The 16400-nt window shown below is 65.8% G+C and carries 17 protein-coding genes and 1 pseudogene; 15 read left to right on the top strand and 3 right to left on the bottom strand.

Going from position 1 to position 16400, the window contains the following annotated elements:
- The 4 genes and pseudogenes from ACFWCF_RS16820 to ACFWCF_RS16805 form a co-directional block, all read left to right on the top strand.
- Positions 1-828, top strand: coding sequence for an alpha/beta fold hydrolase (locus tag ACFWCF_RS16820; RefSeq protein WP_378563391.1), 828 nt, complete (start codon positions 1-3; stop codon positions 826-828).
- A gap of 64 nt (positions 829-892) precedes the next feature.
- The gene (gene mshA / locus ACFWCF_RS16815; protein ID WP_378563388.1) at positions 893-2227 is read left to right on the top strand and encodes a D-inositol-3-phosphate glycosyltransferase; all 1335 of its coding nucleotides are present in this window, start codon (positions 893-895) and stop codon (positions 2225-2227) included.
- Complete coding sequence (locus ACFWCF_RS16810; RefSeq protein ID WP_378563386.1) at positions 2224-2751, top strand: YbjN domain-containing protein; 528 nt, start codon at positions 2224-2226, stop codon at positions 2749-2751. The genes mshA and ACFWCF_RS16810 overlap by 4 nt, the downstream gene beginning before the upstream one ends.
- 418 nt (positions 2752-3169) lie before the next feature.
- Positions 3170-3496: pseudogene (locus tag ACFWCF_RS16805) on the top strand (transglycosylase family protein); the annotation flags it as partial.
- Between the two features lie 90 nt (positions 3497-3586).
- Here ACFWCF_RS16805 and ACFWCF_RS16800 read toward each other — a convergent pair.
- Positions 3587-5356 (bottom strand): FAD-dependent oxidoreductase, encoded by a 1770-nt coding sequence (locus tag ACFWCF_RS16800; protein ID WP_378563383.1) that lies wholly within the window; start codon positions 5354-5356, stop codon positions 3587-3589.
- Positions 5357-5509: 153 nt separating this feature from the next.
- Here ACFWCF_RS16800 and ACFWCF_RS16795 point away from each other — a divergent pair, with 153 nt between their 5' ends.
- From ACFWCF_RS16795 to ACFWCF_RS16785, 3 genes are all read left to right on the top strand, one after another.
- Positions 5510-6256, top strand: coding sequence for a phosphoglyceromutase (locus ACFWCF_RS16795; RefSeq protein ID WP_378563380.1), 747 nt, complete (start codon positions 5510-5512; stop codon positions 6254-6256).
- Positions 6257-6416: 160 nt separating this feature from the next.
- Positions 6417-7589 carry a sensor histidine kinase gene (locus ACFWCF_RS16790; RefSeq protein ID WP_378563377.1) on the top strand — a complete coding sequence of 391 codons (1173 nt, stop codon included), beginning with the start codon at positions 6417-6419 and terminating at the stop codon, positions 7587-7589.
- A 65-nt stretch (positions 7590-7654) separates the two neighbouring features.
- The gene (locus ACFWCF_RS16785; RefSeq protein ID WP_378490345.1) at positions 7655-8344 is read left to right on the top strand and encodes a winged helix-turn-helix domain-containing protein; all 690 of its coding nucleotides are present in this window, start codon (positions 7655-7657) and stop codon (positions 8342-8344) included.
- A gap of 84 nt (positions 8345-8428) precedes the next feature.
- On the opposite strand, the gene ACFWCF_RS16780 is transcribed toward ACFWCF_RS16785, so the two are convergent.
- The gene (locus ACFWCF_RS16780; protein ID WP_378563562.1) at positions 8429-9229 is read right to left on the bottom strand and encodes a hypothetical protein; all 801 of its coding nucleotides are present in this window, start codon (positions 9227-9229) and stop codon (positions 8429-8431) included.
- 45 nt (positions 9230-9274) lie between these two features.
- Here ACFWCF_RS16780 and ACFWCF_RS16775 point away from each other — a divergent pair, with 45 nt between their 5' ends.
- From ACFWCF_RS16775 to ACFWCF_RS16765, 3 genes are read left to right on the top strand one after another with little or no spacing between them, the layout of a single operon-like run.
- On the top strand, positions 9275-10228 hold the full coding sequence (locus ACFWCF_RS16775) for a hypothetical protein (RefSeq protein ID WP_378563374.1): 954 nt from the start codon (positions 9275-9277) through the stop codon (positions 10226-10228).
- Positions 10225-11520 carry a hypothetical protein gene (locus ACFWCF_RS16770; protein ID WP_378563371.1) on the top strand — a complete coding sequence of 432 codons (1296 nt, stop codon included), beginning with the start codon at positions 10225-10227 and terminating at the stop codon, positions 11518-11520. The genes ACFWCF_RS16775 and ACFWCF_RS16770 overlap by 4 nt, the downstream gene beginning before the upstream one ends.
- A 10-nt stretch (positions 11521-11530) precedes the next feature.
- Positions 11531-12511, top strand: a complete 981-nt coding sequence (locus tag ACFWCF_RS16765; RefSeq protein WP_378563368.1) for a sugar phosphate isomerase/epimerase family protein — start codon at positions 11531-11533, stop codon at positions 12509-12511.
- On the opposite strand, the gene ACFWCF_RS16760 is transcribed toward ACFWCF_RS16765, so the two are convergent.
- Positions 12470-12886 carry a hypothetical protein gene (locus ACFWCF_RS16760; RefSeq protein ID WP_378563365.1) on the bottom strand — a complete coding sequence of 139 codons (417 nt, stop codon included), beginning with the start codon at positions 12884-12886 and terminating at the stop codon, positions 12470-12472. The two genes, ACFWCF_RS16765 and ACFWCF_RS16760, sit on opposite strands and share 42 nt — an antisense overlap.
- Positions 12887-12975: 89 nt before the next feature.
- Here ACFWCF_RS16760 and ACFWCF_RS16755 point away from each other — a divergent pair, with 89 nt between their 5' ends.
- The 5 genes from ACFWCF_RS16755 (at position 12976) to ACFWCF_RS16735 (ending at position 16173) form a co-directional block, all read left to right on the top strand.
- The gene (locus ACFWCF_RS16755) at positions 12976-13662 is read left to right on the top strand and encodes a MerR family transcriptional regulator (RefSeq protein WP_378563362.1); all 687 of its coding nucleotides are present in this window, start codon (positions 12976-12978) and stop codon (positions 13660-13662) included.
- Positions 13659-14495, top strand: a complete 837-nt coding sequence (locus ACFWCF_RS16750) for a thioesterase family protein (RefSeq protein WP_378563359.1) — start codon at positions 13659-13661, stop codon at positions 14493-14495. The genes ACFWCF_RS16755 and ACFWCF_RS16750 overlap by 4 nt, the downstream gene beginning before the upstream one ends.
- Before the next feature lie 145 nt (positions 14496-14640).
- Entirely contained in the window at positions 14641-15459 is an 819-nt protein-coding gene (gene proC / locus ACFWCF_RS16745) for a pyrroline-5-carboxylate reductase (protein ID WP_378563356.1), read from the top strand.
- Positions 15460-15631: 172 nt separating this feature from the next.
- Complete coding sequence (locus ACFWCF_RS16740; protein WP_054719598.1) at positions 15632-15868, top strand: helix-turn-helix domain-containing protein; 237 nt, start codon at positions 15632-15634, stop codon at positions 15866-15868.
- A 203-nt stretch (positions 15869-16071) separates the two neighbouring features.
- Entirely contained in the window at positions 16072-16173 is a 102-nt protein-coding gene (locus tag ACFWCF_RS16735; RefSeq protein ID WP_003402602.1) for a 30S ribosomal protein bS22, read from the top strand.
- Positions 16174-16400 lie beyond the last annotated feature (227 nt).

Here is a 16400-nt window from a genome sequence, read left to right as displayed (position 1 = left end):
ATGACAGTGCGTGAGGTAGTCAGCAGCGACGGCACCCCGATCGTGTACCGCACATTCGGGCACGAATCCGCCCGTCCGCTCGTCCTCCTGCACGGCTGGGCACAGTCGTCGCGGTGCTGGGGCGACCGAGTCCTGGGCGATCTCGCTCGCACCTTCCGTGTGATTGCCGTGGACCTGCGCGGACACGGATACAGCGGGGCTCCGCAGGGCGGCTACGACAATTCGCAGAACTGGGCGGCCGACGTGCACGCGGTGCTGGACGCCGAACACGCCGACAACGCGGTACTGCTCGGATGGTCCTACGGCGGCCTGGTGATCTGCGACTATCTCGCGGTGCACGGGTCGGCGAAGGTGGCCGGTGTCGTGCTGGTCGGTGCCATCACGAGCATCGGACGCGGCGAGAAGGGCGGGAAGGTCGGTGCTGCGATGCGCGCCGCGATTCCCGCGGCCATGTCGGAGAAGCCGCGCGAGGCGATCGCGGCGCTCAGCTCGTTCGGTGCCGCATTGACCGGGCCGCCGGAAGGGAAGGGGGCAGTATCGCAGGCGCTGTTCGGGGCGTCCCTGAGCACTGCTCCGCACGTGCGGAGCGCCCTGTTCGACCGTGCTGCAGGCAACGACGACCTGCTTCGCGGCCTCGAGATCCCGGTCCTGCTCCTACACGGCACCGCGGATTCGGTGGTCGACATCTCCGCCGCGCGACACGCGGAGTCGCTGCTGCCCCACGCGTCGACTTCCTATTGGGACGGCGTCGACCACGGCCCGTTCGTCGAGGACCCTGCGCGGTTCGTTGCCGAGGTGACCGAGTTCGTCGAGTCGGTGGACACATAGGCGGTCGGGGCATAGGCGGGAGGTCGATTCCTCGCGAGAGGAACAGGCAAGGCAGTATGGAGGGGTGACGTCCCAGCCCAGCCGCCCACACCGCGTGGCCGTGATATCGGTCCACACCTCACCGCTGGCGCAGCCAGGCACGGGTGACGCCGGTGGCATGAATGTGTACGTCCTGCAGACCGCGATCCAACTGGCACGTCGCGGCGTGGAAGTGGAGATCTTCACGCGCGCGACCTCGTCGGCCGATCCGGCCGTGCAACACGCCGTTCCCGGCGTGCTGGTACGCAACATCGAAGCGGGACCGTTCGAAGGGCTCGACAAACACGACCTGCCCACGCAGCTGTGCGCCTTCGCGGCGGGTGTGCTGCGTGAGGAAGCTCGGCATCCGCAGGGTTACTACGACCTCGTGCACTCGCACTATTGGCTGTCGGGCCAGGTCGGGTGGCTTGCGCGCGACCGGTGGGGGGTGCCGCTGGTCCACACCGCGCACACGCTTGCCGCGGTGAAGAATGCGTCGCTCGCAGCAGGCGACAAGCCCGAACCCGCCGCGCGGCAGATCGGCGAACAACAGGTGGTCGCGGAGGCCGACCGGATGGTCGCGAACACCACCGATGAGGCTGCCGCGCTCGAACGTATCTACGGCGCCGATCCGTCACGGATCGACGTCGTCGCTCCGGGGGCCGATCTGTCGCGTTACCACCCGGGCGACCGGGACGCTGCGCGGGCCGAGCTGGGGCTCGATCCCCGAGAGACGATCGTGACGTTCGTCGGCCGGATCCAACCGTTGAAAGCGCCCGATGTGCTGCTGCGCGCTGCAGCGAAGGCGATTGCCGATGCACCCGACGTTCCGCTTCGGGTGCTCGTCGTCGGGGGTCCGTCGGGGAGCGGTCTCGAACGGCCGGATTCGCTGATCGAACTCACCCGTGAACTCGGGATCGCAGCACGGGTGACATTCATGCCCCCGCAGCCGTCCGACCGTCTCGCCCGAGTCTACCGAGCGTCGGATCTTGTTGCAGTGCCGAGCTATTCGGAGTCCTTCGGGCTCGTGGCGATCGAGGCGCAGGCATGCGGGACGCCGGTCATCGCGGCCGATGTCGGCGGGCTCGGCGTCGCGGTGCGCAGCGGTGAGACCGGAGTGCTCGTCGCCGGGCACCGCATCGATGATTGGGCCGCCGCATTGGGGTCGCTCGTCTCGGATCCGGGCAGGCTTTCCGCGTATGCGGAAGCTGCGCCCAAGCACGCCGAGAACTTCTCGTGGGAGCACACCGCGGAGGGGCTGCTCGAGAGCTATCGACGGGCGGGAATGCGCCGGAACCGCGCGTTCGGTTCGACAGAATATTCGCTGCGGAGGCAGCGTGGACTGTGGAAACTGCGTCGGACGAGTGGAGTGAAGGCGTGAGCGAACGGCTGAGCGAACTGATCGAGGCGACACTGCGCGATCGGGAGTTGGAGTTCTCACGCAAGGAGGGCGGCCACTTCGTGGTCGAACTGCCCGGCGAGAACAAGCTGAAGACCACCACACTGCTGACGGTCGGTACGCACGGCCTGCGCGTCGAAGCGTTCGTGTGCCGCAAGCCCGACGAAAACTTCGAGGGCGTCTACAAGTACCTGCTGCGGCGTAATCGCCGACTGTACGGAGTGGCGTACACACTCGACAAGGTCGGCGACATCTATCTCGTCGGCCGGATATCGGAGCAGTCCGTCACCGCCGACGAACTCGACGTCGTGCTCGGCCAAGTTCTCGAAGCCGCCGACTACGATTTCAACATCATCCTCGGAATCGGATTCATCACGTCGATCAAGCGTGAGTGGGAGTGGCGCGTGTCGCGCGGCGAATCGTTGCGCAATCTCGAGCCTTTCCGGCACCTCATCGAGCAGGAGAGCGGACTCGATTTCGAATCGTCGAGTGACGACGATCAATAACGTCACACTTCGGATTCGGCGCGATTCGGACGCATTTCTCTTGTCCGATTTGCGCGCCCTCTACCAGCTTGTTCTGTGACCCTCGGCACATTACATGCGTGTGATCCCACGTGCCGCCGAGTTCGATTTCCCTCTCGTCACCTGGCGAAATCCTTGTTGATCAAGGTTATTTCAGCACGAATGTGCCAATAACTCGGTCCGTGACCTTTTCGTGATTGGCCTTTAACGTTGTTATCGACCGACAACGAACAGGTCATTACCCCGGACCCGCAGCCGCTGAATCTGCCCCGCGGACAATCCGATAAACCACCCCCGAGGGGCAGTGCGAGACAAACGAGTCGCCGACTTTCCGGCGCTCGACATCCGACCGACATTCGGTCCCGGGTCCCGCAGAAGCAGCCGAGAGGATTCACCAGACATGGCACAGTTCAACATCAAGCGCACCCTGGGCACCGTCGCCACCGCGGCAGCCCTCGTCGTCACTCCCTTCGCCCTGGGCTCCGGCACCGCGAGCGCAGCATCCGGCAACTGGGATGCCGTCGCGCAGTGCGAGAGCGGCGGAAACTGGGCGATCAACACCGGTAACGGCTACTACGGTGGCCTCCAGTTCAGCCAGAGCACCTGGGAGGCGTACGGCGGTACCGGTGTCGCCAGCAATGCTTCCAAGGCCGAGCAGATTCGCGTCGCCGAGAATGTCCTTGCCGGCCAGGGTGTCGGTGCGTGGCCGACCTGCGGTCAGTACCTCTGACCCGACCGCGCCTGCGGAAGTCGTGACGTGTCCCGCGTGCACATCTGTGCACGCGGGACACGCGCATCGTGACGGTCTTCCGCCCGGCTACGCCAGCATGTGCGGTAGACCGGAACGAAATCGATCGGCGTCGATCTGCCTCAGCGGCTGCAACTCGGGTGGTTCGTGCAGGGTGAACATCGACGGAGCCGGCTCGGGGGAGTCGGCGGCCTCGAGCACTGCACTCACCGCTGCGCGGGCGGACTCGTTCGCCGACTCCATGGTCGCGAGATCGATGTCGGTCCGCACATAGTCTCCCGCCAGGAACAGGTTCGGGATCGAGGTGCGGGCATCGGGCCGATTCGCGTGTGATCCCATCGTGTTGATCAGCAGCGGAGTGTCGTTGGTGTTGCGACCTGTCGCGGCATTCCAGCGCACCCCGGGATCGAGGAACCACGACACGAGATCCTCCTCGCGGAGATTCTGATCGCCGGTGTCGTCGAGACACGCTTTCATCTGGGCCCACGTCTCGCGAGCGATCTCCGCAGCCGTGCAGTCCTTCGCGGTCTTGCCGTAGAGGATTCCGGGGGTGTCCCAATCGGAGATATCGACCGAGAGACAGTCGACCGCGCTGCCGTCGCCGTACCGGTCGGCGAACGATCCGCGCCAGAACTGTGCCTGGCTGATCGACGTGAGTGCCCACGGTGTTCCGAGATATGCCACGTGCCCGGCGGCGATTTCGGTGGGCCTGCGCATGAAGTACTGGATGCCCACCATCCAATCGGTGACGAGGTTGCGCATGAGATCCAAGCGTGGTTCGGCGTCGAGCATCTCGCGCGACCACAACGGCACTGCACGTTCGGCGGGCATCGCGGCGACGAACCAGTCGGCGTCGACCTGCGCGCGGTTGCCGGCCGTATCCACGACGCGGACGCCACTGATCTTCCCGCCGGACATATCGAAGGATTCTGCAGCCCAACCCATTTCGAATCGAACACCACGATCCCTCAGTAGCTGCGCCCACGGATCGATCCACGCTTCGTTGGTCGGTGCCGACAGCAGTCGATCGAGGTGTCCGTAGGACGGCACGACGCCCATCGCATTCCAGACGAAGGCCTGGCCCATGATGCCGATCGTGCGGGTCGAGACCCTGTCGGGACGTGCGGCGACGAGCTGCCGGGTCAATGCCGAGACCAGAATGTCGTGATATCCCTTGGACTTTCCGTCGGCTTCCAATGTTTGTGACCAGGTCTGATGTTCCCACTCGTTGTCTCGGCGCTCGATGCTGCTGGTCAGGAACATCGTGAGCTTCCGAAGAAAGACGGACAGTTCGTGAGGTGGGATGGCGCCTCCGAGAGAGAAAGCGGCGGCGAGCGATCGTTGCAGTGACTCGGCGTCGTACACGTCGAGTCGGTCGATCGAGCTCGGTGCCGTCAGGTCCGGTCCGTCCGGGATCGACATGCGGAACGCGGGCCCGGCAACCAGATTGTCGAACACTCCGTTCGGGTTGTGCGGGAAGGGGATTCGGCGCATCGTGTCCGGAATGTGCTGATAGAAGCCGGGGAAGAAGCGAAATCCGTGCTCGCCGGGAAGGTCGAGGCGACCACCGGCCGCGGTACCGGGCGACGGCATGCTGCGGGCCTTGCCGCCGAGTGCGGTCGGTTCGTACACCGTCACGTCGAACCCACGCTCGATGAGCTCGTGGGCAGCGGTGAGGCCGGCCATCCCGCCGCCGAGGACCGCGACGCTGCGGCCGTTCGAGCGCAGTGCCGGGGATCGCGGCGCCGAGTGGGGGTGTGGTCGGGCTCCGGCACTGCCGGGTAGTGCGGCTGCCGCACCGAGGGCGCCGAACGCGGTCAGGACGGTACGTCGGGTCATGCGGAATTCGGTCACTTCGTCCCCCGGTTCGCGATGGTTTCTTCGTGATGCCGGGCGACGCCCGGAATATATGGCAACACGTGTTGTCAGATATAGCGGACATTCGACGCGCCCGTGGGGGAATCGGCGACGCGATCGTGTCAGGATTGGAGCATGAGTATCGGAACACTGGTTCTGCTCCGCCACGGCGAGAGCGAATGGAACGCGATGAATCTGTTCACCGGCTGGGTGGACGTGCACCTCACCGACAAGGGCGTCGCCGAGGGCAAGCGCGCAGGCACCCTGCTCGCAGAGCAGAACGTCCTTCCCGATGTTCTCTACACCTCGCTGCTGCGGCGTGCGATCAGCACCGCGAACTTCGCCCTCGACGCCGCCGACCGCCACTGGATCCCGGTCGTGCGCGACTGGCGACTCAACGAACGTCACTACGGTGCCCTGCAAGGTAAGAACAAGGCCGAGATCAAAGACGAGTTCGGCGAGGAGCAGTTCATGCTCTGGCGTCGTAGCTACGACACCCCGCCGCCCCGGATCGAGGCAGGCACGAAGTACAGCCAGGATCAGGACGTGCGCTACGCGGACGTCGACGAGGTCCCGCTGACCGAGTGCCTGAAGGACGTCGTCGATCGCCTGATCCCGTATTGGGAAGACACCATCTCGAAGGATCTGTTGGCGGGTAAGACCGTGCTGGTCACCGCGCACGGCAACTCGCTGCGCGCGCTGGTCAAGCATCTCGACGGAATCTCCGACGACGATATCGCCGGCCTGAACATTCCGACGGGCATCCCGCTGCGGTACGACCTCGACGAGAACCTGCGCCCGCTGAACCCCGGCGGCACCTACCTCGACCCCGAGGCCGCTGCGGCAGGCGCCGCGGCCGTCGCGAACCAGGGCGCCAAGTAGCACGATCGGACAAACCGGACCCCGCGCGACAACTCGTCGCGCGGGGTTCGGCAAATTTCAGGTGAACACCGGGCCAACCACTGAAAAATGGCCCGTGACGTGCAGAGAGCGTTGGCCACCCGCTGTTGCTGCACGGCCAGGTGTCATTACGATTCGAATTGTGAATGTTCTGCAGGTCGTCCTGGTGGCCGTGGTCGCCGCAATCCTGGGCGCACTGCTCGCCGCCTCACTTTTGTGGTCGCGTCGTCGTCGAGACCGTCATGACGACGACGAACTCACGATGGCCGTCGTGCTGGATCGCGTCGTGTACGGCTCGTCCACCGGCATCGCCGTCGTCGACAAGTTCCACGACGTCATCCTCTTCAACCCGCGCGCCGAGGAGCTGGGCCTTGTCAGCCGCAGACTTCTCGACGACCGCGCATGGATCGCAGCAGGCCGGGTCCTCGAGGACGGGGACACCGTCGAACTCGACCTGAGCCGGAAGAACCCGCACGGCCGCGACCGTGTCGCGGTGCGCTGCGTCGCCAAGAAACTGCTCGACGACGATCCCCGGTTCGTGGTGCTCTACGCCTTCGACGACTCCGAACAGGTCCGGATGGAAGCGACCCGCCGCGACTTCGTCGCCAATGTCAGCCACGAACTGAAGACACCGGTCGGAGCGATGGCGTTGCTCGCGGAGGCCCTGCTCGAATCCATCGACGATCCCGAGAGTGTTCGGCACTTCGGGCAACGGGTCCAGAGCGAAGCAACGCGGCTCGGCAACATGGTGACCGAGTTGATCGCGTTGTCGCGGCTCCAGGGTGCGGAGAAGCTTCCGGATCTCGAGGAAGTCGACGTCGACACGGTGATCGAGGATGCTCTCGACCGCACTCGGCTCACCGCCGAGAACGCAAACATCGAGATCAACACCGATCGCGCGACCGGATACCAGATGCTCGGGGATCACCTCCTGCTGGTCACCGCGCTGACCAATCTCATCGAGAATGCGATCGCCTACTCCCCGCCGGGCAGCCCGGTGACGGTGAGCAGATCGCTTCGTGACGGGTGTGTCGCGGTCGCGGTCACCGATCGGGGAATCGGGATCGAGCGACAGGACCAGGAGCGTGTGTTCGAACGTTTCTTCCGCGTCGACAAGGCCCGGTCGCGGGCAACGGGAGGCACCGGTCTGGGTCTGGCGATCGTCAAGCACGTCGCCGCCAACCACTACGGCGACATCGTGCTGTGGAGCAAGCCGGGAACCGGCTCGACGTTCACCCTGCTCATCCCGGCTCATTTCGAGAAGGGCGACGATGAGCCCGCCGCATCGCGGCACGATACTGCGGTCGGACAATGAGTCCGACCGGAACCGCACCCGCACTCGGGTGGAATTCGATCCAGAAAGCAACGGAGGACGCAACGGTGACGCGTGTGCTGATCGTGGAGGACGAGGAGTCGCTGGCGGATCCGCTCGCATTCCTGCTACGCAAGGAGGGATTCGAGACCACCATCGCGGGCGACGGACCCACAGCGTTGGCAGAGTTCGACCGGGGCGGGGCGGACATCGTCCTCCTCGACCTGATGCTGCCGGGAATGAGCGGCACCGACGTGTGCAAACAGCTGCGGAGCCGTTCGGGGGTGCCGGTCATCATGGTGACCGCCCGCGACAGCGAGATCGACAAGGTCGTGGGACTCGAACTCGGTGCCGACGACTACGTCACCAAGCCGTACTCGGCGCGAGAACTCATCGCCCGGATCCGCGCGGTCCTGCGGCGCGGCGCCGACCCGGACGTCGAGATCGGTCAGGACGACGCCGTCCTCGCCGCCGGTCCGGTGCGCATGGATGTCGACCGGCACGTCGTGCAGGTCGACGGCGAGGATGTGGCACTACCGCTCAAGGAGTTCGATCTGCTCGAGTACCTGCTGCGCAACTCGGGCCGCGTGCTGACCCGAGGGCAGCTCATCGATCGAGTGTGGGGCGCCGACTATGTGGGCGACACGAAGACACTCGACGTCCATGTCAAGCGGCTGAGGTCGAAGATCGAGGCAGATCCGGCGAAGCCTCAGCACCTGGTGACGGTGCGGGGCCTGGGATACAAGCTGGAGGGCTGAGACAAGCTGGAGGGCTGAGACAAGCCGGAGGGACGACGCCCGGTGCGTGGTTCCGGTAGCGCACGCTACCGAAACCACGCACGGTCAGTGGTGGTGCTCGGCCGCTGTGGTCGCGGGATGGATGGCGATCAATCCCAGCCCCTCGCGACGCCTGCACAGGCGAGCGAGTTCGTCGTATGCGGGTTTCCCGAGGAGCTCGCGGAGTTCTGGCGCGTACGACTGCCACACCGGCTTCGCGCCGACATGCGCATCGGGGGAACCGGAGCAGTACCAGTCGAGGTCGTGACCGCCTTCACCCCAGCCGCGCCGGTCGTACTCGGTGACCGTGGTGCGCAGGATCTCGGTGCCGTCCGGTCGTTCCACCCAATCCTGGGTACGGCGGATCGGGAGTTGCCAGCACACGTCCGGCTTCATCTCGAGAGGCTCGATACCGCGACGCAACGCCATCTTGTGCAGCGCGCACCCCACACCGCCCTCGAAGCCGGGACGGTTCAGGAAGATGCATGCACCCTTGTATCGGCGGGTGCGCAGTGCGGGCTCGTCCTCGAGTTCGTCCTCCTCGAGAAACCCCTTCTTGCCGAGCCCCTTCTCCATGAATTGCCAGTCGTCGGAAGTGAGATGCTTCACTGCACCGGCCAGCTTCTTCCGGTCGTCGCTGTCGGTCAGGAAGGCACCGTGCGAGCAGCATCCGTCGTCGGGTCGCTCGGCGATGATGCCTTGGCACGCGGGTGTCCCGAACACGCAAGTCCACCGGGAGAGCAGCCAAGTCATGTCTGCGGCGATGATGTGTTCGTTGTTGTCGGGGTCGGTGAACTCGACCCACTCGCGTGGAAAGTCGAGAGGAACTTCTGGGGCCGGAACGATCTTGGGCTGAGCTCCGGACATACCTGCTGTCACAATCCTCGACGGTAGACCCAGTACCGTATCCATGTGCGCCTAGGGGTACTCGACGTCGGAAGCAACACAGTTCATCTGCTGGTGGTGGACGCCCATCGTGGCGGTCACCCCACACCCATGAGCTCGACCAAGGCAACGTTGCGGTTGTCCGAGAACATCGACGACGACGGCAACCTCACGGTGGCCGGTGCCGATCGACTCGTGGAGACGGCAGGGGAGTTCGCCGCCATCGCCTCGACCTCCGGGTGCGGTGAGCTCATGGCTTTCGCAACCTCGGCGGTCCGCGACGCCGGGAACTCGGAGGCGGTGCTCGCCCGGGTCAGGAACGAAGCCCGCGTGAACCTCGATGTTCTGTCGGGGGTCGACGAAGCGCGCCTGACCTTCCTGGCGGTGCGCCGCTGGTACGGGTGGAGCGCCGGACGCATCCTCAACGTCGACATCGGTGGTGGCTCGCTCGAGCTGACCTTCGGCGGCGACGAAGACCCCGACGTGGCGTACTCGCTGCAGCTCGGCGCAGGTCGCCTGACCCGCGACTGGTTCCGGGAGGACCCGCCCGGCAAGCGTCGTATCTCGGCGTTGCGCGACTGGCTCGATGCCGAACTGGTGGAGCCGACCAAGCATCTGCGTCGCGCCGGAGACCCGGATCTGTCCGTCGCTACTTCCAAGACTTTCCGCACACTGGCACGATTGACAGGTGCAGCACCGTCGTCCGCGGGAATCCGTGTACGACGCACCTTGACCGCGAGCGGCCTACGACAGCTGATCGCGTTCATCTCGCGGATGACGACATCGGACCGTGCGGAGCTCGAGGGCGTGAGCTCGGACCGGTCCCAGCAGCTCGTCGCGGGCGCATTGGTGGCCGAAGCGAGCATGCGGGCGCTCGGGGCGGAGACCCTGGAGATCTGCCCGTGGGCGCTGCGTGAGGGTTTGATTCTTCGGAAGCTCGACACTGAGATGGGCGGGGAATTGGTGGTGGCATCCAAGTGACCGACAGTAAGAGCACGGATACCGGACAGATTTCGGTAGCAGAACTGCTCGCGCGGAACGGCAAGAAGGTGGGGTCGCGCAGCAGCGGCGGTGGCCGCCGTCGCCGCGGCACTGCCGGCGGCATCTCCGTTGCCGAATTGACCGGCGAGATTCCGATCACCCGTGTGCCTGCAGACCCTGAGCCTGCCGTGGAGTCGGGGGCCGGCGAGGACATCAGTCCGCAGGTGCCCGCGGTGGCCACACCGAAGACGCCGAAGGTGGAGCCTGCTGTTCCCGAGACCCCCCGGGTCGAACCGGTCGTGCCGGAGACCCCGAAGGTCGCTGGGCCGACGCTGTCGACCCCTGCATCACCGTCGAGGACTGCATCACCGTCGAGGACTGCATCACCGTCGAGAACTGCGCCACCGTCTGCCGACGAACTGACCACGATCACTCCGCGAGCGGCCATCGTCGACGCGACGACAGTGACACCCGCGGTGCGAAAGCCCGCCGGCGGAAAATCGGCCATCGGCAAGGCTGCATTCGGTAAAGCTCCCGTGGAGGACCATCCCACCACGATCTCGGACGGCGCCAAGGTCGAGTCGCCTACCGAGATCATCCGTCCGGAGGCTCTGCCGCGTCGTGCGCGCGCACACCTGGACACTGTTGGCGTGCCGGTGACTGCGGCACCGTCACCGTCACCGCCGCCGCGGGCCTCCGGCGCTCCGGAGCCACGGTTGCTCTCGGGCCCCGCAAGTGACCTTCAGGGAACCGGCGCCGACGACGATGGCGACGACACCGACACCATCGGTGTGGCGAAGGGCGATGACGGCGGTAACGCGACGGGCAAGACATCGTCGAAGAGCAAGGCCACTTCGAAGAGCAAGGCCACCTCGAAGAGCAAGGCCGCGTCGAGTGGTAAAACCACCTCGAGAGGTAAGGCTGCGTCGAAGGATGATCCCGAGTCGTCGCGTGCATCCTCGGCGAAGAGTGAGCCCGGCAGGAGCAAGCCCGGCGCCACTGCGGACGACGGCGTCGACAAAGCCGACGGCGGCGTCAAACAGTGGGCTCTGCTCATCGGCGAGAGCATCGCCGCGATCGTCGTCGGCGGGCTGTTGTTCAAGGGCTTCGAGAAGCTGTGGGACATGATGCCGTGGGTGGCGTTCGGTCTTGCATTGTTGGTGATCGTCGGCCTCGTGGCTCTGGTGCGGGTCCTGCGCCGCACCGACGACATCACCAGCCAGCTCATCGCAGTCGGGGTGGGTGCGTTCGTGGCATTCGGTCCGCTGCTGTTCCTACTACCCAACAGATGAGGCCGCGTTCATGGTGACGGCGCGGCGCATTCCGGTGGGGCTGTCGACGGCCTCGGTGTATCCGGAGAACACCGAGGCGGCCTTCAGGTTCGCCGCAGACCTCGACTACGACGGGGTCGAACTCATGGTGTGGGGCGACCCGGTGAGCCAGGACCCCGGGGCGGTACAGCGGCTCGTGCGCAAGTACGGGGTTCCCGTGCTCGCGGTACACGTGCCGTGTCTGCTCATCTCTCAGCGCGTCTGGGGCGCGGATCCCGCGGTGAAGCTCCGACGGTCGGTCGAGGCAGCCGAGATCTTCGGTGCGTCGACGGTGGTCGTGCACCCGCCGTTCCGCTGGCAACGCCGATACGCCGAGGGCTTCGTCGATCAGGTGAAGACTCTCGAGCAGGGCAGCCACGTGTCGGTGTCGGTCGAGAACATGTATCCGATGCGTGCGGACGTGCTGTTCCGCGGCCGCGGCGCGAACCGTCTGCGTCGTCGAGGGGGCCCCGGTCCCGCAGTGTCGGCGTACAGTCCGTCGCTCGATCCCACCGACACCGGATTCGATCACTACACGCTGGACCTGTCGCACACCGCCACCGCCGGAATGGATGCACTCGCGCTCGCCGCACGGATGGGGGAGGGTCTCAACCATCTGCATCTCGCGGACGGTCGAGGGTCGTCGGTGGACGAACACATGATCCCGGGTGCAGGTGACCAGCCGTGCGCCGAGGTGTGCCGGCAACTCGCCGACAGTGATTTCTCCGGCCAGGTGGTGCTCGAAGTGAGTACGCAGAGCGCGCGTACCCGGGCCGAGCGGTCGGTGATGCTCGGCCGGGCGCTTTCGTTCGCCCGAAAGCATCTCGATCGTCCGGCGCAGAGCGCGATCACCACGCGTCCCGCGCATCCGCGCGCAGCGGAAGTTGCCCGGATTCCCGGCGCTGAGACGCCTGCAGTCGATGCGCCCGGATCAGATGGCGCTGATGCCGGCAGCGAGGACCGCGACACCTGAGATCACGACGCCGGCGGTCAGTGATGCGGCGCCGAGCCACACCGAGTGCATCATCCGGCCCGGCCGTGTGGGATTCGCGCCCAGTACCGAGAGGAAGAACCCGGCCGGGACGAGGATTGCGGAGGCCAGCACGGCGATGGAGCCGGTGGCCGACCATCCCGGTGATGCGCCGGTGACGTGGGTGACGACGGCCACGACAATCCCGAGCGTGACGAGGACTCCGGCGTGGGCATGTCCGGCCCGGAAGAAGGACTTCTGGAGGTCGTTGGTGGCTACGCCGCCGTTTGCGATGCGGAGCAGGAAAGTTCCCCCGAATGCGATACCTGCAACGGTCAGCAGGGTCGCTCCGAGAACGATGACGAGCAAGGGATGCATGGGGTGTCTCTGTCCCTAGATTGGATAGTTGGAATACCCAATACTGGATAGCTGTAGTATCCGATGTCAAGAGGAAATCGGAGGCGATCATGCGGATCTCGGAATTGGCGGCGCGCACCGGCGTGCCGCTGGCCACCGTGAAGTACTACCTGCGCGAAGAACTCCTGATGCCCGGGCGCGCAACGAGCGCGACGCAGGCGCAATACGACGACGCGCACGTACGACGACTCGGTCTGGTCCGTGCGCTCGCCGGTCAGGGGCTCCCGCTCGACAAGATCAAGGTGGTCGTCGCACTCGTCGAGGATCCGGGCGAGGATCTGTTCGTCGCACTCGGCAAGGCGGTCATGGCGCTCCCGCCGTACCCGGGCAGCCTTTCCGGGGCCGACGACTCGGCAGACGCCGAGTACCCGCGTACGCGCGCACTGCTCGAGCGACTCGGACAGTTGTACGACCCGAGATTCACTGCTGTCGCCCAACTCGAACGCGCGCTCGCGGCGCTCGACTCGGCCGGCCTGACCATGTCCGATCGACGCATCGACGTCTACGGCGAGCACATCCGTGGGATCGCGGACCTCGACGTGGATCTCCTTCCGACGACCTCTCGTCAGGAGACCGTCGAAGCCGCAGTCCTCGGCACAGCGCTGTACGAACCGGTGCTCGCGGCGATGCGTCGCCTCGCGCACCAGCATCGAGCCGCCCGGACTTTCTCTACAGCAGCCGACCCAGGCAGTTCCGGCTGCACCCAGCCCGATCGACACCCGCAGGAGACACAGTGACCCCCGACCATCCTTTCCGTGATCTGACCGCACTCACGGCCACCGGCGAGGGCGCGTGGTCGGCACACATCGCGCCCACCTGGACCATCGGACCCAAGGTTCACGGTGGATGCATGCTCGCGGTGAGCGCCGCCGCGGCCCGCCGCGCCGGAATCGAGGCCGGAGCCGACCCGGCGGCACAGCCCCTCGCGGTGAGCGCGTCCTTCATGTCCGCACCCGACCCCGGCGACGTCGAGATCACCACCGTGGTCCGCAAGCTGGGGAAGCAGGTCTCCGTGGTGGAGACCGAACTCGGGCAGGGCGGCCGGATCGCGGTGCGAGCAAACGTCACGTTGGGCGTTCCCGACAGTGGCCAACCGCGGTACGCCGTGCCGCATCCGGCAACCGCATTGCCCGCGCTGCCGACCGAGGACGCGGTGGTGATCACCCCCGATCACCCGATGGGGCAGATCGTGAACCTGTGCGGCTCCGTCGACATGCGCGTCGACGTGTCGACCGCAGGATTCCTGCGCGGCGACCAGAGCGATCCGCGCATCGCGATGTGGACCAAGCTCCGTCCCGCAGACGAGGCGCACCTCGACACGGTGGCACTGTTCGCCCTCATGGCGGGCGACATCTCGGCGCCCGTGACGATGAACCGCGGCATGTTCGGGTGGGCGCCCACCGTGCAGCTGACGGCGTACCTGCGCGCGCTTCCCGCACCGGGCTGGCTGCGCTTGACGAACGAGAGCATCGTGCTCGGGCAGACGTGGTTCGAGTCGGATCACACCGTGGTCGATTCGACGGGCACGGTCGTGGTGCAGTCCCGCCAGCTCGCGATGATTCCGCGTTGACGAGCCGGTCGGCCGACGTTGACGAGCCGGTCGGCCGACGTTGACGAGCCGGTCGGCCGACGCCGACGAGCCGGTCGGTCGACCGAAGATCGACTACGGGACTGCGATGCGTGCCACACAGGGGACCCGTGGCACGCTGTCACCCATGACGAGAATTGCGGTGATCGGTGGCGGCAGGATCGGTGAGGCACTGATCTCGGGGCTGTTGCAGAACAGCTACGCCACCAAGGACCTCGTGGTGGCCGAGAAGCTGTCCGAGCGAGCAGACGAACTGGCTCGCGCGTATGCGATTCGTGTCACCGACAGCACTGCCGATGCCGCCGAGGGCGCCGACGTCATCGTCGTCGCGGTCAAGCCGGGCGATGTCGATGCCGTGATCGCGGACGTGGCCTCGGCCGACCTCGACAGTGATTCCGAGCAGATCGTCGTCTCGCTCGTCGCGGGCATCGCGACCGCGCACTACGAGAACAAGCTCCCCGCGGGGTCTCCCGTCGTCCGAGTGATGCCCAACACCCCGATGCTCGTCGGGCAGGGCGCGAGCGTGCTTGCCGCAGGGCGTCACGCGAAGGGCGAGCACCTCGACATCGTGCGCGAGATGCTGGGGTCGGTGGGAGCCGTCTCTGTGGTCGCCGAATCGCAGATGGATGCGGTCACCGCGGTCTCGGGTTCCGGGCCCGCGTACTTCTTCCTCGTCGCTGAGGCGATGATCGACGCCGGTGTCGCGCTCGGGCTCGGCCGCACCGTCGCGACGGACCTCGTAGTGCAGACCATGACCGGATCGGCGGCGATGCTTGCGCAGTCCGGGGAGAACGCTGCGGATCTGCGTGCGGCCGTGACGTCGCCCGGGGGCACGACGGCCGCCGCGATCAAGGAACTCGAGCGGGGTGGGGTGCGGACTGCGTTCTACAACGCTCTCGAGGCTGCACGGCAGCGATCGGTGCAGCTCGGCGCCCGTTCCGAATAGTCGAACATGCCGGCGTTGCGCCCCGCGACACGCCGCAGTTGTGTGGCAGAAGTGAAATTGGTGACCGTCATCGTCGCACAGGAACCATTCGTCACGCTAAGCTCGAATGAGCACGTGCGTGTCTGTTCCGCCGGAGGGGAAGCCGGCGGCGCGGACGTGCCGGAGGTGTGTAATGGTTTCAGGAAATACACCGTCGAAGGGTCAACCCCAAGACGGACAGTCGGTCCTCGCAGGTACCCAATTCCTGACGGTCGCCGAAGTGGCGTCGTTGATGAGGGTGTCGAAGATGACCGTGTACAGGCTTGTACACAGCGGTGAACTGCCCGCTGTGCGCGTCGGACGTTCGTTCCGCGTGCACGCAAAGGCAGTTCACGACTATCTCGAGACATCATATTTCGACGTCGGATAAGCCGGCTCGGAAGGCTGTGGAAGCACGGAGCGGACCTCGATTTCATCCGGTCGTTCCTGCACCGGTACGATTGCAATTCGTCGTACCGGTCAGCCGGTGTCGTGAGGCACTGACCTCGTCACCACGAGGCCCAGCGTCCGACAGAAGAAGGCGTACGTCACCGGCGTGCGCAGGAACGCTATAAGAACGCGAGGGATGCCCACATGGGGTCTGTGATCAAGAAGCGCCGCAAGCGCATGTCGAAGAAGAAGCACCGCAAGCTGCTCCGCCGCACTCGCGTGCAGCGTAGGAAACTCGGCAAGTAGGCCACTGCCGGTTACGGCAATTGAGTCACTGCCGGTCACGGTAAGTGAGTCACTGCCGGTAGCAGTAAGTGAGTCACTGCCGGTAGCAGTACTGCCGAGCGAATGCCCGTCACTCATGGTGGCGGGCATTCGCCGTATCTGCACTAGCAACTCGACGGTTACCCAGGTGTCATGCGGTGTCGCCGATGTCACCGTATTGTTGGACCGCATACCGTCCTCGTGGCCGA

It is taken from the genome of Rhodococcus sp. NPDC060090, from assembly GCF_042729855.1.
GTDB lineage: Bacteria > Actinomycetota > Actinomycetes > Mycobacteriales > Mycobacteriaceae > Rhodococcus.
The sequence above is the reverse complement of the archived record's forward strand: the minus strand, read 5'-3'. Positions and strand labels throughout refer to the sequence as shown.